We start from the raw sequence: 14,677 nt of genomic DNA on the forward strand, positions 1-14,677 counted from the left end.
GGGCGGGTCAATGCTTGCGGGTGCCGCCTCCGGAGAACGTCGAGCCGTAGGAGTGCGGCGCCGGCGCGTGTCCGAGATCGTGGTGTCGCGGCGTCGGCTCGGCTCCCCCGGCCGGTGTCGGATCGGTGCGCTCCGCCGGTGTCGGATCGGTGCGCTCCGCCGGTGACGGAGCCCGTTGCGCCTGCTCAGACGGTGCCGATTCGACGTGTCGTGGTGTCGGACGCGGAGCCGGATACGACGCCAGACTGGACTGCGACACAGGAGCAGGAGTTTGCGAGGCAGGCACGTACGCCGCAGGCGTTTGCGAGTCAGGCGAGTACGCCGCAGGCGCGGACGAGGCAGGCGCAGGCGAGTACGCCGCAGGCGCGGACGGGGCGGGCGCAGGCACGTATGGCGCAGGAGCGGGAGGTGCGTGTGGCACGGGCGAGTGGGACGCGGAAGCCTGCGATCCCGAGGCCTGCTGCACCGACGCGGGGAGCCACGACGCTGGCCGCTCGGTCCGTCGAGGCGCGGCGGCCCATGGCGAGGGAGCGCTGGGCGAGCTGGGAGCCGCATCCGGGATCGCCTGCTGCACCGACAGCCCGAGAAGCGAGATGCCGCCGCTGGTGTCGGTGTCTTCGTGCAGGCCTGCGACCCCCGCTTCTCCCGCCCTGCGGCGTTCGGCCTTGCGGAGCTCCGACGCGGCCTTGGCTTTCTTCGTTCGGCGACGCTGCACGAGGATCGCCACGAGCAGGCCGAGGCCGAGCACGAGTACGACAAGCAGTGCGAAGGCGACGATGGTGAAGATCTGATTGGTGCCGGCCATGACTGCGTCAGCTCATCGCATCGGTCGGATCTTGAGCTCGTCGACCGCCCCACCAGCCGGGGTGTCGACGGCCAGACGCACCGCTTGCGCGACCGCCTGCGGCGAGAGGTAGCGCTCGCGCTCGTAGCTGCCCTGCTCGAGCTGCCGCAGCTCGCGCTGCATGTCCGTGTCGACGCGGCCCGGGTGGATGCTGGACACGCGCACGCCGTGCTCGCGTTCTTCCTCGCGGAGCGCGTCCGTCAGCGCGCGCAGGGCGAACTTCGTGCCGCTGTACACGCTGGTGCCCGCGCCGCTCGCGTAGCCGGAACCCGAGTTGATCATGACGACCGTGCCCTCGCTCGTTCGAAGCAGCGGCAGCAGGAGGCGGGTGAGGTCGGCCACGGCGAACACGTTGAGCTCGAAGGCGCGACGGAATCGCTCACGGGAGCTCTCCGCGATGGCGTCGTGCCCGCCGAGCACGGCCGCCGAATGCACGAGCACGTCGAGGCGGCGGATGCTGCGGGCCGCCTCTGCGAGCTGGCGCTCGTCGGTGAGGTCTGCGACGAACGGCGTCGCGCCCGGGATGCGCGCGGCGGCCTCGGCGACTGCGCGCGGTTCGCGCCCACCGACCAGGACGTGGTGGGTGCGGCTCAGCTCGTGGGCGATGGCTTCGCCGATGCCGCGAGTCGCTCCCGTGACGAGTGCGACCGGCCGTCGGCGTTCGCCGTCGCGCTCATCGTCGACAGGTGAGGCGGCGTGGCCTGCTTCGGTCATGGATGTTCCCCCGGGATTCTGCGGTGCGTGACGGCGGACAGCCGCGGCTTCCACATTCTGCCACCGTCAGACCGCACACTGCCTCCGAACCCGTCCCCCTGTGGACGGTATCCGCCTCGCGTCCGACGGCTGGCCGTATGGCAGTCTGGTGCGGCCGACCCGCTCGAGAAAGTTCCCAGTGCTTCCCTTTCCTGCATCCGCTCACGCCGCCGCCACCAGACGATCAAGACGCCGCACGCTCGCAGCGGTCGCGGTCGCCGGTGTCGCGACCCTGCTGGTGGGGTGCACGCCCCTGGGCACGCAGTCCGCGCCGGCCGAGAGCGCCGCGTCGCCCGAGGCCAGCCAGCTGGTGGCGCTGACCGACGAGGTGGAGGCGGCTACCACGTACGGCGAGGCGTCGACCTCGTTCGCCGACGATGCGCTCGACGTGCTCGGCAAGCTCGACATCGCGCCGCGCGATGAGTGGGAGGAGTTCGACCGCGAGGGGTCGTTCGGCGAGGGCTGGCAGGACCCGGACGGCAACGGGTGCGATGCACGCAATGACGCCCTGGCCGCATCCATGACCGACGTCGACCTGAACCGCGACGGCTGCCGCGTCGACACGGGCGTCTTCGTCGACCCGTACTCGGGCGACGAGATCGACTTCGAGCGCGGCCCCGACACGAGTCCGCTCGTGCAGATCGACCATGTGGTGGCGCTCGCGAACGCGTGGAGGACGGGCGCGAAGGAGCTGACGTTCGTGGAGCGGGTCGAGCTGTCGAACGACCCAATGAACTTGCAGGCGACGGCCGGCTGGGTGAATGACGACAAGAAGAGCCAGGATGCGGCGAACTGGCTGCCCCCGCAGGAGTCGTACCACTGCACCTACGTGGCCCGGCAGATCGTGGTGAAGGCCACCTACGACCTGTGGGTCACGCAGGCTGAGCACGACGCGATGCGCGACGTGCTCGAGGGCTGCGCGTAACCGGTCCTCTCGCAGAGCGAGCGGGAGCAGTCACGTCGTCGGACGGCCACCGCCCCTCACAACGGGTGCCCACTGACCTACCGAGATCACACGACCAGCAGCGTCGCCACGAGGATCACGAGCACTGCGACGAGGCCGACCCAGCTGAGCCACGCCCACCTCTTGGGCTGGAACCGGAGAGTCGGGGAGCGCAGCACGCCGACCGCGACCGCCGCGAGCGCGGGAGCGAGGGCCAGCCCGAAGGCCCAGCCGCCGACGCTCGCCCAGGGGCCGGCGAACCAGAGGCTCACGAGCCCGGATGCTGCGAGCAGCAGCCAGTTCACGATCGGCAGGGCGGCCTTCGAGCGGAACGCGAACAGCAGCGCGAGAACGGACGCGATGAGGGCGAACCCGAACGTCACCCACAGGAGCAGCGCCCCCTGGGCGCCGAGGTCGGGAACGTCCGCCTCGGTCAGGAGCGAGACGGCGATGGGGTCGACGATCTGCTGCGTGTTGCCGAGCACCACGACCGCTTTGTCGGCCTCGCGGTCGAGCATGACGACGGACGCGAATCCACCGGTTCCGCCGCTGTGCCAGGTGAGACTCGGGTTCGACGTCGCCGTCGGGTTGGTGACCTGCGTCGTCTGCCAGATCCAGCCGATGTCGCTGCCTTCAGCGAACTGCGCCGTCGGTTCGAGTGATGCGACGCCGGGGGCTGTGCCATCGAGGTTCGCGGACGCCCAGGCGGCGAGGTCGGCGACCGTGGTGGTCGTCGAGCTGCCGGTGGGCGCGTACCCCTCGCCCCACCAGTCGTCGGTCGGGATGCCGTTCGTCAGGAATCCGGGCGTCGTGTCCGCAGGAACTTCGGCCTCGGCCGTCGCGATGCTCGTCGACTCCATGCCGACGGGCCGGAGCACCCGCTCCTCGAGGAGAACCGGGTAGCTGTCGGCGCCCGCCGCGTTCGTGAGCGCCGTGCCGAGCAGCGCGACGCCGAGGTTCGAGTAGATGGGCCCCTGCGCGGGGTCGACGGGCGCGGCCGCCGCATCCTGGACCATGACCTCGGTGGTCTGCGGCCCGTACGGGTTGCCGCCGGAGATCGACGCCGCGAGCGACTCGACGGCGAAGGTCGGCCCGAGGCGCGGGAGGCCCGAGCTGTGCTGCGCGAGGCTCGCGAGCGTGACCTCACCGGCCGGGGTTCCCTCGAGCTCCGGGATGTGCGCCGAGAGCGGGTCTTCCGCGGTCACTTCGCCGCGGTCGATGGCGTCCGCGAACAGCGACGCCGTGAAGGTCTTCGTGACGGAGCCGAGCTCGTACAGCGTCTCGTCCGTGGGCGCCGGGCCGTCTCGGCCCTCGCCTGCCTTGCCGACACCGGCCCAGGTCGTGCCCTCAGGCGTGACCTCGGCGACGACCACCGAGCGGAAGCCGCCATGGCCGCCCACCGCATCCACGACCCGCGCCGCGAGGGCCTCATCACCCGAGGTCTGCGTGCCGAGCGCCTGTCGCTGCGGGCCCACGAGCATCCCGAGCACGACCGCGGCGAGCCCCGCGACGAGTGCGGCGATGACGAGGATGCGCTTGGCCGGGCCGCGCGGAGTCTCGTCACCAACCGGGGCGGGTGCGCCGGTCGCCGCGCTCGTCGCGGGGGGAGGCGAAGCCGGCGACTGCGGATGCTGCGCCCCCGCCGGGTTCTGCGGCTGGCGTTCGTGTGTCATGCGCTTCCCCTTGCTCTCGACCTGCGCTCGCCGCGGTCTTTCGTTGTTCCCTCCAACGCTACGAGCGACCACCGACACCGGCCTCCACCGTGGGCGGGAGATGTCTCCCCCGCCCGCCGGAGATGCCGAACGGAGCGCGCATCCGTCGCACGGCGTCGTCCGGCGGCAAGGCCGGGCTCGGCGTGGGAAGATCGAGGGATGAAGATCCTGTCGATCCAGTCGTCGGTCGCCTTCGGGCACGTGGGCAACTCGGCTGCGGTGTTCCCGCTGCAGCGTCTCGGACACGAGGTGTGGCCGGTCTCGACCGTCGTGTTCTCGAACCACACGGGCTATGGCGCTTGGCGCGGCCCGCTCCTCCCGGCCTCCGACGTGCGCGACGTGATCCTCGGCGTGGAGGAGCGCGGTGCGCTCGCGCAGGTGGATGCGGTGCTGTCCGGCTACCTGGGCGGCGAGGAGATCGTCGACGTCGTCGTCGACGCGGTGAAGCGCACGAAGGAGCTCAACCCCGCCGCGACCTACACGTGCGACCCCGTCATGGGCAACGCGAAGTCCGGCTGCTTCGTCGCCCCCGCCATCCCGGAGCTCATCCGCGAGCGGGTCGTGCCGGTCGCCGACATCCTCACGCCGAACCAGTTCGAGCTCGGCTTCCTCACGCGCACGACGCCCGCGACGATCGACGAGACCCTCGATTCGGTTGACCTGGCCCGCGACCTCGGCCCGCGCACGGTGCTCGTCACGAGCGTCGAGCGCCCAGACCGCCCGGAAGGCACCATCGAGATGATGGCGGTGGACGACAGGGGCGCCTGGATCGTGCAGACCCCGTACCTGCCGTTCAAGGCGAACGGCTCCGGCGACGTCACCTCAGCGCTCTTCACGGCGCACTACCGCACGTCCGGTTCGGCGTCCGAGGCGCTCGCCGCGACTGTCTCCAGCGTCTTCGACCTGCTGCAGATCACGCTCGACTCGGGTGAGCGTGAGCTGCAGATCGTCGCGGCTCAGGACGCGTTCGCGAACCCCCGCATGCAGTTCCAGGTGCGCCAGATCCGCTAGCGACTGCACTGCGCAGCGCCGTCCCTTCGCCGTCGTGCCCAAGGTTGTGGCGAAGTGCTGTCCGATCACGCCCAGACAGCACTTCGCCACAACCCTGTCGGGGGCTGACCGGAGCAGGGGCGTTGAGCGCCAGCTCGCGACCGCACCGCCCCCGCACCCGCACCGCCCCCGCACCGTTAGACGAGCACCCCGCCCTGCATGACCCAGTCGAGGCGCGACTCGGCGAGCACGCTCACGTCGTCGAGCGGGTCGGCGGATGCGGCGATGAGGTCGGCGTGCGCGCCCGGCGCGATCACGCCAAGTTCCCCTTCGCGCTGCAGCAGGCGAGCCGCGGTGGTCGTGGCGCTGCGGACGATGTCGAGGACGGGCATGAACTCGGCGCGCACCTCGAACTCGCGGGCCTGGTGGCGCTGCATGCCGCCGAGCAGGTCGCTGCCGTAGCAGAGGTTCACGCCACCCTTGTGGGCTTTCTCGAGCGCGACCTTGCCACCCTCGAGCACGTCGGAGACCTTCTCCCAATTGTCCTGCGGCAGCCCGTGCTCGCGTCCCTCCTCCATGAGCGCCCAGTAGGTGACGAGGTTCATGGTGAGGAACGCGTCGTGCTCGAGGAACAGCTTGATCGACTCGTCGTCGAGCAGGTTGCCGTGCTCGATGCCGCGCACGCCTGCCCGCAGGGCGCGGTTGATGGCGCGGGCCGTGTACGCGTGCGCCGTGACGTAGCGGTTCGCGGCCGTCGCCTCCTCGACGACGGCCTCGATCTCCTCGACGGAGAACTGCGTGGAGTCGACGCGGTCGGTGGGCGAGGCGACGCCTCCGCCCGCCATGATCTTGATGTGGTGGGCGCCGCGGCGGATTTCGTCGCGGGCCGCGTGGCGGACGGCGGAGATGCCGTCGACGACCCGGCCGATGTGCGAGCACGTGTACTCGCCGTCGTGGCTGTCGCGTCCACGCGAGCGGGGATCGCCGTGCCCGCCGGTCTGCGAGAGCGCCTTCCCGCCGAAGAAGAGGCGCGGGCCGCGCACGAGTCCGTCGACCTGCGCGTCGTGCAGGCCGAAGTCGGCGCCGGCGACGTCGCGGACCGTCGTGAAGCCCCGGCTGAGCATGTCGCCCATGAGCTTCGCGGCCTGCAGCGCCACGTAGTTCGGCGACTCCTCGCCGATGGATGCCAGGTCGGCCGTGTGCGCGGTGACGTGCACGTGGCAGTCGATGAGGCCGGGCAGGAGGTAGCGACCGGATGCATCCAGTTCCTCGACCCCGTCGGCGGCGGCGACCTCGCCGCCGACCTGCTCGAAGCGACCGCCTCGGATCGACAGGTCGCCGGTGCGGTACTCCCCCGCGTCGACGTCGAGCCAGGTGGCGTTGCGGATGATGAGGTCTCCGGTCATGCGGATGCTCCCTGCTGCTTGGCGCTCTCCACGCCGGTGTCGATGATCTGAACGGCGCGCTCCTGCGCCGTCGGGGTGTAGGTGCCCTCTGGTGCGCACATGTTGACGGTCGCGAGCGGCACCCCGTCTGGCCCGGGGATGGGCACGTTGAGGATCGACCCGCAGCCGAGCGCCTTGATGGTGCTGGCGTCGTCGAAGATCCGGTCGAGGTCGGCCGGGGTCGACCCGAGGAACGGCTCACCGGAGTCGCGGCAGGCGGCGACCCAGTCGGGCGAGACCTGCGTGGCGACCTGCTTGGTCCCGCCGACGGGGTACTCGTCGGCGTGCGAGCTGTAGATGCGCTCCATCACCTCGCCGCCTTGGGTGAAGCGCAGCACCGTGAACAGCACGACCCCGACTTCCTCCTCGATGGTGTGGTGGATGCTCGCCCAGTCGACCGCATCCAGCGCCGTCTCACCGCCCTGCTCGCTCTGGCCCTGCTGTCCGCCTCGCACTCGTTCGCCGTTGGGGGTCATGCGTTGCTGCCTTCCTTGTCGATGGTCGTGGTGATGGCGCCCTTGCCGCTGTTGGTGATGTCCTCGAGGGAGCGTCCTGCTGTGCGCACCGCGAAGAGCAGCGTGCAGGCGACGCCGATGACCAGCACCGTCGTGGTCATGCCGAAGACGCCCACGAAGCCCCACTGGGCGGCGAAGGTGCCGATGATGATGGGCGCGGTGATCGATCCGATGCGGCCGAACGAGGAGCTCATGCCGACGCCCGTGGCGCGCAGCCAGGTCGGGAAGACCTCTGGCGTGTAGGCGTAGACGCCTGCGTAGGTGCCGTTGAGGAAGAAGGAGAGCACGATGCCGGCGATGGTGACCATGATGGGGTCGTTGGCCTGGCTCATCCACAGCGCGGCCCCGGCGGAGCCGATCAGGTAGAGCGCGATCGTGAACTTCCTGTCGAGCTTCTCGTTGAGGTAGGCGGCGCTGAAGTAGCCGGGGATCTGCGCGAGGTAGATGTAGAGCGAGTACGTGAAGCTCGTGGTGACGTCGATGCCTCGGTCGACGAGCAGCGTCGGGATCCAGGTGAAGAAGCCGTAGTACGAGAACGTGATGACGAACCAGATGAGCCAGGTGGTCGCCGTGATGCGCCACATCGTGCGGCCCCAGAGGAACTTCACGGCCTTGATGAAGCCGAACTTGACGGGCGCTTCCTCTTCCGGCGCGTTCGGGTCGACTGCGGGCAGGTCGTTGCCCGTGGATGCTCGCACCCGGTCTTCGAAGCTCGCCACGACGGCCTCGGCTTCCGCGTGCCTGCCGACGCTCGCGAGGTAGCGCGGCGACTCGGGGAGCGAGCGCCGCCACCACAGCAGCATGACGATGGGGAGGAAGGTGAGGACCTGCGCCCAGCGCCAGCCGTCGTCGGAGGCGGGGACGACGAAGCGGCCGATGAGGGCTGCGGCGACGAAGCCGAACGAGAAGAACCCGGCGAGGGTGCCGACGAACCAGCCGCGGCGGTGCTTCGGGACGAACTCGGAGAGGAAGGGCGCGATGATGGCGCTCTCGGCCCCGGCGCCCATGCCGGCGATGATGCGCATGAAGAGGAAGACCTCGAAGTTCCACGAGAGCGCCGCGACGAGGGAGGCGACCGCGTAGAGCACGAGCGACCACATCATGACCTTCTTGCGGCCGATCTTGTCGCCGAGGTAGCCCGCGAGGAGCGCGCCGAAGAGGAAGCCGAACGGTGCGGCCGAGCCGACGAGGCCCAGCTGCGCGGCCTCCAGGCCGAACACGTCGCGGACGCTCGGCATGAGGAAGGCGACGATCGCGCCGTCCATGCCGTCGAACGTGTAGCCGAGCCCGCCTATGAGGAGTAGCGCGTAGTGGGGTTTGCTGATCGGCAGGCGATCGAGCCGTGCGGTGAGTGACAACGGAGTCTCCTGGGGGATCGGGAACGTCGGTGTTCGAGAAAGCTTGATCCAGCAACCCCCATCATGCAATACAGATTGCAGAAATGTAACCCGCGCGAAATCTCTTGCAGAAACGCACTCGTCTCGTGCCCGTCACGAGCATCCACGAGCCGATCCGTGCTGAAATGAGAGCATGTCCGCCGCCGAGCAGCCCACCGCAGACGAGACGCGACTCTCCCCCGACGCCTGGCTGCGCGGGATGCTCGCGGCCCGGAATCTGGGCCCCACCAGCCAGAAGCTCGCGAACTACCTCGTGACGAACATCAACGCGGTCAGCTACGCGCAGGCGTCGGAGATCTCCGCGTCCGCCCAGGTGAGCGCATCCACGACCACGCGCCTCGCGCAGCAGCTCGGTTTCAAGGGGTGGCCGGACCTGCAGCAGGCGCTGCGCACCCGCTACCTCGCGCAGCTCTCCATGGTCGATATCGCCGAGATCCACGGTCTCACCGACACCCCGTTCCAGAACGCGCTCCGCAACGACTCCGAGCTGCTGGCCGCGACGATGCGCGACGTCGACGACGTGGCCATCGCCCGCGTCGCGGCGGCCGTGCAGTCAGCGAAGCGGGTGCACGTGACCGCGATGGGCAGCTTCGCCGCGGTCGGGCAGGCGCTCGTCCACAACCTGCAGATCGCCGGCTACCACGTGCACGCGCTCCTCGACCGCGACAGCGCGCTCTCCAACAGCGTCGCGCAGATGGGCGACGGCGATCTGCTCATCGTCTGCAGCTACTGGCGGCATTACCGCACCATCGTCGCGGCCGCCAACGCCGCGCACCGGCAGGGCGCGACGGTCGTGGCCCTCACCGACTACCTGCCGCCTCAGCTCGAGGGCGCAGTGGATGACCTCATCATGATCCCCGCGGAGGGCACGTCGTTCTTCCCGTCGCTCACCGTGCCCATGGCCGTGCAGCAGGGGCTCGTCGCGACGCTCGCCCAGCTCGACCCGGAGGCCACCAAGGTGCGCATCGACGCCGCCGAGCGGCTGTGGAACGAGCTCGACATCCTCATCGACCCGCGCGCGACGGAGTAGCCCCGACCCCTTCGTAGGTCGCACTCACACGGTCGCCGATCCGACCCGCTGCCCAGGCGCTTCCGCGTGTGTTTGTATGACGCGCATGACCAGCAATCCCGCGCCTCCCCCGGGCGCACACGTCGGCGAACCGCACAACGCCTCCATCCACAGCCGACTGAACTGGCTGCGCGCGGGGGTGCTCGGCGCAAACGACGGCATCGTGTCCGTCGCTGCGCTTGTCGTCGGCGTGGCCGGAGCGACGACCGCGACCCCGGTGATCCTCACGGCGGGCGCAGCGGGACTCGTCGGCGGCGCCATCTCGATGGCGCTCGGCGAGTACGTGTCCGTCAGCAGCCAGAGCGACAGTCAGCGGGCGCTCATCGCCAAGGAGTGGCGCGAGCTCGAAGAGGAGCCGGAAGAAGAGCTCGCCGAGCTTGCCGGGCTCTACGAGCAGAAGGGCCTGACACCAGAGACCGCCAGGCGCGTCGCCACCGAGCTCACCGCGCGCAACGCGCTCGCGGCTCACCTCGAGACAGAGCTCGGGCTCAGCGAGGAAGCCGTCGCGAGCCCGCTCGCCGCAGCGGGCGCATCCGCCCTCGCCTTCACGATGGGCGCACTGCTGCCGCTGCTCTCGATCCTGCTGATGCCCGCCGACTTCCGGGTTCCCGCCACCTTCGCCGTGGTGCTGCTCGCTCTCGCCGCGACCGGCTACGTGAGCGCACGGATCGGGCAGAGCCCGCCGCTGCGTCCAACGATCCGCGTCGTCGTCGGCGGTGCGCTCGCGCTCGCAGCGACGTTCCTGATCGGGTCGCTGCTCGGGACGTCCGGCGTGGTCTGAGTGGCGCACGTGGCCTGCGCGGCGCGAGCCTCAGAACATGGGGTGGTCGTGCACGCTTGTGTCCGGCACCGCCTGGAGCACGTCCCAGTGCTCGACGATGCGGCCGTCCTCGAAACGGTAGATGTCAGCGACCGCCGCATCGGCCGCACCCGGACGGGATGCACGCACGTGCACCATCGCGAGGTCCCCGTCCACGATGATCCGCTCCACGCTGAAGCTCGCATCCGGAGACCCGTCGAACTTCGGCATGAGGGCCTCGACGGCGGCGGCCGGCCCGTCCGCGATGTTCGGATTGTGCTGGCGATAGTCGGCTGCGACCAGAACGTCGAACGCCTCGGCCACGCGCTTGCGCGTGTAGAACAGCTCGACGAAGTGCTCGAACGCGGCACGGTTATCCGTCATCGATGGGTCTCGACTCTCACTCGGCAGGGCGCGCCGGTGCCGACGCTGACGTCTCCAGCTTGGCCGCGACCATCCCGAAGCACACATCACGAGTGCGGATGCGGGGTATCAGCCAAGGAGGCGAGGGCTGGCCCGTCTGCCGCTCACCACTTCGGATGAAAGGAGGCGCCGGACGCTCGCTTGAGGCGCTCCGCGCACGGAATCGCCCCTAGCTTGGGGAGCATGCTCCGACTGCGTGATCGCCTCCCATCCGCCGCCGCACTACGCTGGCTCCTCGAGCCGGCGGCTGGGGCGCTGTTCATCACCATGTGGTGCTTCGGCGAGGTCGGACGGTGGGGCAGCTACCTGCCCTTCTACGCCGCCCCTGTGCTCTACGGCGTCGCTATCGGCCTCTCGCGGCGCTTCCCGCGGACAGCGATCGGCGTCGGTCTCCTCGCCCCGGTCCTGCAACTGCTGTGGGCGATCCCAATGGTGTCGGCGAACGACTGGCCGGTTCATCTGGGAATGGCGCTCATCGTGTTCCTCGTTGCGCTCAACAGCCGCGGCGCGACTCGCTGGATCGCACTGGCGGGAGGCATTGTGCACGGCATCGGGATCGCGTTCCTCTTCGTCTACGCCGGACAGTGGCTCCTCTGGTCTGGGCCGCTCGGCGGTAGCACGATGGGGTATCTCTCCGGTGTCAACAACTACACCCCGAGCGGCGAGCTCGTCTACCAAGAGGGGTGGGACGGCCCGACGGACGGGAACAACGTCGTCCAGATCATGTTCGACGACCAGGGCAGCATGCAGTTCATGAGCGTCGGCGGCCCCATGTCCGAGCTCATGCTCCAGACGGCTGCGCAGCTGGCCTTCATCTTCGCGCTCGTGGCCGCAGCGGCCTGGGTTCTCGGTGTCGCCATCCAGTACGCGATCAAGCGGCGGCGCGACCAGGCGATTCGCGCCGCCCTCGCTGGCGAGCTCTCGGCGTCCTCCGCGGAAGTGCTCGTCCTCCAGGAGCGCTCCCGCATCGCCCGCGAGGTCCACGACGTGCTCGCCCACTCGCTGACCGTGACGATCTCGATGGCGGACGGCTCTCGACTGCTGCGAGAGTCACGCGGCGAACCTGCAGACGACCTGCAGAAGATCGCCGACAACGCCCGCAGCACGCTGCTCGAGCTGCAGGGCCTGCTCGAGGGCATAGGAGGCGAGGGGTCCGCACCGCAGCCGAAGCTCGACGAGCTGGACGCCCTCGTGGAGCAAGCATCAGAGACCGGATTGAACGTCGAGCTGCGCAACCTCGGAGAACGCAAGCGCCTCTCTCAGGTGCAGGAGCTGAGCGTGTTCCGCATCGTGCAGGAGAGCCTCACGAACGCGATGAAGCACGCCGGTTCCGAAGCATCGGCGACCGTCTCGCTCGACTGGCGCGGGGCCGGGCTGTCGCTCAACATCGTCAGCATGGGAGTGGGCGACGACGACTCCAAGGCCGAGCCCTCCGAGCGCTCTGGCCTCGGCGTGGCCGGGATGCGCGAGCGCGCTCGCCTCGCGGGCGGTTGGCTGACCGCCGGGGCAGAGCCTTCCGTGAACCAGACCAGCGGCCACCAGACGTTCGTGGTGACGGCGTTCATCCCGACGCAGGACATCATGCCGAAGGTAACCGGCACCGAGAACGCTCAGAGCGCGAGCCCAGTCACGGTTGAGACCGCATCCGATGAGGACAAGCAGTGATCGACGACACCGACACCCAGCCCATTGCAGTCGCGACGGCGCAGCCGGACCCGGCCCCGCGCATCCGCATCGCCCTCGTCGACGACCAGGAGCTGTTCGTCTACGGCATGCGGATGCTCGTCGAGTCGCAGCCGGACCTCGAGCTGATCGGCACCGCGGCGGACGGCGAGGAAGCCATCGAACTCGTCGTCGCCGAGCGCCCTGACGTGGTGCTCATGGACATCCGCATGCCCGGCCTCAACGGCATCGCCGCGACGAGGCGCATCCTGGAGGCCGCCCCGTACGCCGACGAGACCGGGCCTCGCCCGCGCATCGTCATGCTGACCACGTTCCGGCAGGATGAAGCGGTGCTGCAGGCCATGCACAACGGCGCGAGCGCCTATGTGACGAAGGATGCGACGCCCGAGATGCTGCTCGACACGATCCGCGCCGTGCACGCGGGCGACGCCCCGGCCATGCCGGTCGGGCGCATCGCGCGCGGTGCCGCCCCGGCCGTGGCGCCCGCCGAGATCGCCCCTCGCCCTGACCTCGCGATCGCCGCCCTCTCACCCCGTGAGCGCGAGATCTTCCTCCTCGCGGCGAAGGGGCTGCGCAACAGCGAGATCGCGGCGGCCGCGTTCGTGAGCGAGGCGACCGTGAAGACGCACGTGCGCAACGTGCTCGCGAAGCTGGAGCTGTCGAGTCGCGCGCAGATCGTCGTGTTCGCCTACGAGCACCGCCTCGTCACGGGCTGAGCCGCTTCCCGACGCACGCCCGCGGCGGCCCTCCCCGAGCGCAGAGTTGTGGCGAAGCGCTGGCGGCTATCTCGCTGGCAGCACTTCGCCACAACTCTGCAAGCTTGGGCTCGGCCCGGCGTCGCGCGAGGCCGAGCCCGCGGTGCTACTTCCCCCCCCCACCTCGACTTGACACCGCTGTCCTCACGGACAAAAGTACAACTGGTACAGACCAGTGAGTCATCTCGAGAAGCGGAGCCCGCAGAATGATCGTCAGCGCCGCGAACGTCATCACTCCGGAACGTCACCTCTCGCCCGGTTGGGTGGAGATCGACGGGGATTCCCTGCTCAGCGTTGCCGCGGGGCGCCCCCCGGCCGACCGGGGCGACGTCGTCGACCTCGGCGACGCGACGATCGCGCCCGGCTTCGTGGACGTGCACGTGCACGGCGGCGGCGGCGCTTCGTTCGATGGCGGCGATCGGGATTCCGCCGCGACGGCGGCCCGCACGCACCTCGAGCACGGCACGACCTCGATCGTCGCGAGCCTCGTCACGGACGCGGTCCCGGCGATGTGCGAGTCGATCTCCGGTCTGGCGACGCTCGTCGAAGAGGGGACGCTCGCGGGCATCCACCTCGAAGGGCCGTGGCTCAGCACCCTGCACCCGGGCGCCCACGCGCAGCAGCACCTCATCGCCCCGAACGGCGAGGATGTCGTCACCCTCCTGGAAGCCGGGCGTGGTCACGTGCGGATGGTCACGCTCGCGCCAGAGCTGCCAGGTGGCCTCGACGCCATCCGCGCGCTCACCGAGGCCGGAGTCGTCGCCGCGATCGGGCACACGGACGCGACGTACGACGTCGTCCGTGACGCGCTCGACAGCGGCGCCACCGTCGGCACGCACCTGTTCAACGCGATGCGGACGTTGCACCACCGCGAGCCCGGTCCGGTCGCGGCGCTCCTCGAGCATCCCGACGCGGTGATCGAGCTCATCGCGGATGGCACGCATCTGCATCCCGCGGCCCTCCGCCTCGCCGCGGTCGCGAAGCCGCACCAGTTCATGCTCGTCACCGATGCCATGTCGGCGGCGTGCATGCATGATGGCGACTACGTGCTCGGCTCGCTGGATGTCGAGGTGCGGGGCGGCGTCGCCCGCCTCACGGAGGGCGGCGCCATCGCCGGGTCGACGCTCACGATGGCCCAGGCCGTGCAGTACGCCGTCGGCGTTGCCGGCCTGCCACTGGTGGACGTCGTGCGCGCAGCGACCACGACGCCCGCCGCGACCCTCGGGCTCGAGAGAGTCGGTGCGCTGATCGCCGGGAACTCCGCCGACCTCGTCGTCCTGGATGCGTCGCTCGGCGTGCAGCGCGTCATGCGGCGCGGCGAGTGGGTGCGCTGAGCGCCACCCGCTCGG

Annotated in this window: 14 protein-coding genes; 7 read left to right on the forward strand and 7 right to left on the reverse strand. The window is 70.0% G+C overall.

Going from position 1 to position 14,677, the window contains the following annotated elements; all coding sequences use genetic code 11:
* Positions 1-7 precede the first annotated feature (7 nt).
* Together F8O03_RS18065 and F8O03_RS09645 are read right to left on the reverse strand one after the other, a co-directional pair.
* Complete coding sequence (locus tag F8O03_RS18065) at positions 8-805, reverse strand: hypothetical protein (RefSeq protein WP_167516535.1); 798 nt, start codon at positions 803-805, stop codon at positions 8-10.
* Positions 806-817: 12 nt separating this feature from the next.
* Positions 818-1,558 carry an SDR family oxidoreductase gene (locus F8O03_RS09645; protein ID WP_151423696.1) on the reverse strand — a complete coding sequence of 247 codons (741 nt, stop codon included), beginning with the start codon at positions 1,556-1,558 and terminating at the stop codon, positions 818-820.
* 178 nt (positions 1,559-1,736) lie between these two features.
* Here F8O03_RS09645 and F8O03_RS09650 point away from each other — a divergent pair, with 178 nt between their 5' ends.
* A complete protein-coding gene (locus F8O03_RS09650) occupies positions 1,737-2,522 on the forward strand; it encodes an HNH endonuclease family protein (protein WP_151423697.1) in 786 nt (261 codons plus the stop codon).
* Between the two features lie 86 nt (positions 2,523-2,608).
* Here F8O03_RS09650 and F8O03_RS09655 read toward each other — a convergent pair whose 3' ends face one another.
* The gene (locus tag F8O03_RS09655) at positions 2,609-4,213 is read right to left on the reverse strand and encodes a serine hydrolase domain-containing protein (protein WP_151423698.1); all 1,605 of its coding nucleotides are present in this window, start codon (positions 4,211-4,213) and stop codon (positions 2,609-2,611) included.
* 198 nt (positions 4,214-4,411) lie between these two features.
* On the opposite strand from F8O03_RS09655, the gene pdxY reads away from it, so the two are divergent.
* Complete coding sequence (pdxY, locus tag F8O03_RS09660) at positions 4,412-5,263, forward strand: pyridoxal kinase PdxY (RefSeq protein ID WP_151423699.1); 852 nt, start codon at positions 4,412-4,414, stop codon at positions 5,261-5,263.
* A 176-nt stretch (positions 5,264-5,439) separates the two neighbouring features.
* Here pdxY and F8O03_RS09665 read toward each other — a convergent pair whose 3' ends face one another.
* The 3 genes from F8O03_RS09665 to F8O03_RS09675 are packed head-to-tail and all read right to left on the reverse strand — an operon-like array spanning position 5,440 to position 8,560.
* On the reverse strand, positions 5,440-6,648 hold the full coding sequence (locus tag F8O03_RS09665) for a metal-dependent hydrolase family protein (RefSeq protein WP_151423700.1): 1,209 nt from the start codon (positions 6,646-6,648) through the stop codon (positions 5,440-5,442).
* Positions 6,645-7,163, reverse strand: a complete 519-nt coding sequence (locus F8O03_RS09670) for a hypothetical protein (RefSeq protein WP_151423701.1) — start codon at positions 7,161-7,163, stop codon at positions 6,645-6,647. Before F8O03_RS09670 ends, F8O03_RS09665 begins: the two co-directional genes overlap by 4 nt.
* Entirely contained in the window at positions 7,160-8,560 is a 1,401-nt protein-coding gene (locus tag F8O03_RS09675; RefSeq protein WP_151423702.1) for an MFS transporter, read from the reverse strand. The genes F8O03_RS09670 and F8O03_RS09675 overlap by 4 nt, the downstream gene beginning before the upstream one ends.
* A 172-nt stretch (positions 8,561-8,732) precedes the next feature.
* Here F8O03_RS09675 and F8O03_RS09680 point away from each other — a divergent pair, with 172 nt between their 5' ends.
* Complete coding sequence (locus tag F8O03_RS09680) at positions 8,733-9,629, forward strand: MurR/RpiR family transcriptional regulator (protein WP_151423703.1); 897 nt, start codon at positions 8,733-8,735, stop codon at positions 9,627-9,629.
* Positions 9,630-9,705: 76 nt separating this feature from the next.
* Complete coding sequence (locus F8O03_RS09685; RefSeq protein WP_425280952.1) at positions 9,706-10,449, forward strand: VIT1/CCC1 transporter family protein; 744 nt, start codon at positions 9,706-9,708, stop codon at positions 10,447-10,449.
* 30 nt (positions 10,450-10,479) lie between these two features.
* Here the strand turns inward: F8O03_RS09685 and F8O03_RS09690 are convergent, their stop codons facing one another.
* Positions 10,480-10,851 (reverse strand): nuclear transport factor 2 family protein, encoded by a 372-nt coding sequence (locus F8O03_RS09690; RefSeq protein WP_167516536.1) that lies wholly within the window; start codon positions 10,849-10,851, stop codon positions 10,480-10,482.
* 222 nt (positions 10,852-11,073) lie between these two features.
* Between F8O03_RS09690 and F8O03_RS09695 the strand changes: the two genes are divergently transcribed.
* The 3 genes from F8O03_RS09695 to nagA all read left to right on the forward strand — a co-directional run bounded on the left by F8O03_RS09695 (position 11,074) and on the right by nagA (position 14,662).
* Positions 11,074-12,555: a sensor histidine kinase gene (locus F8O03_RS09695; protein ID WP_151423706.1), complete on the forward strand. Its 1,482-nt coding sequence runs from the start codon at positions 11,074-11,076 to the stop codon at positions 12,553-12,555.
* A complete protein-coding gene (locus F8O03_RS09700; protein ID WP_271985570.1) occupies positions 12,555-13,289 on the forward strand; it encodes a response regulator in 735 nt (244 codons plus the stop codon). Before F8O03_RS09695 ends, F8O03_RS09700 begins: the two co-directional genes overlap by 1 nt.
* 245 nt (positions 13,290-13,534) lie before the next feature.
* The gene (nagA, locus tag F8O03_RS09705; RefSeq protein WP_151423707.1) at positions 13,535-14,662 is read left to right on the forward strand and encodes an N-acetylglucosamine-6-phosphate deacetylase; all 1,128 of its coding nucleotides are present in this window, start codon (positions 13,535-13,537) and stop codon (positions 14,660-14,662) included.
* The last annotated feature ends 15 nt before the right edge of the window (positions 14,663-14,677 follow it).

Source organism: Pseudoclavibacter terrae, assembly GCF_008831075.1.
GTDB lineage: Bacteria > Actinomycetota > Actinomycetes > Actinomycetales > Microbacteriaceae > Pseudoclavibacter > Pseudoclavibacter terrae.

Bases quoted from the DNA above. Each gene is read 5' to 3' on its own strand.
- F8O03_RS09695 (WP_151423706.1), top strand. From the start codon at position 11,074: ATGCTCCGACTGCGTGATCGCCTCCCATCCGCCGCCGCACTACGCTGG.
- F8O03_RS09665 (WP_151423700.1), bottom strand. From the start codon at position 6,648: ATGACCGGAGACCTCATCATCCGCAACGCCACCTGGCTCGACGTCGAC.
- pdxY (WP_151423699.1), top strand. From the start codon at position 4,412: ATGAAGATCCTGTCGATCCAGTCGTCGGTCGCCTTCGGGCACGTGGGC.
- F8O03_RS09655 (WP_151423698.1), bottom strand. From the start codon at position 4,213: ATGACACACGAACGCCAGCCGCAGAACCCGGCGGGGGCGCAGCATCCG.
- F8O03_RS09690 (WP_167516536.1), bottom strand. From the start codon at position 10,851: ATGACGGATAACCGTGCCGCGTTCGAGCACTTCGTCGAGCTGTTCTAC.
- F8O03_RS09645 (WP_151423696.1), bottom strand. From the start codon at position 1,558: ATGACCGAAGCAGGCCACGCCGCCTCACCTGTCGACGATGAGCGCGAC.
- F8O03_RS09685 (WP_425280952.1), top strand. From the start codon at position 9,706: ATGACGCGCATGACCAGCAATCCCGCGCCTCCCCCGGGCGCACACGTC.
- F8O03_RS18065 (WP_167516535.1), bottom strand. From the start codon at position 805: ATGGCCGGCACCAATCAGATCTTCACCATCGTCGCCTTCGCACTGCTT.
- F8O03_RS09670 (WP_151423701.1), bottom strand. From the start codon at position 7,163: ATGACCCCCAACGGCGAACGAGTGCGAGGCGGACAGCAGGGCCAGAGC.
- nagA (WP_151423707.1), top strand. From the start codon at position 13,535: ATGATCGTCAGCGCCGCGAACGTCATCACTCCGGAACGTCACCTCTCG.
- F8O03_RS09680 (WP_151423703.1), top strand. From the start codon at position 8,733: ATGTCCGCCGCCGAGCAGCCCACCGCAGACGAGACGCGACTCTCCCCC.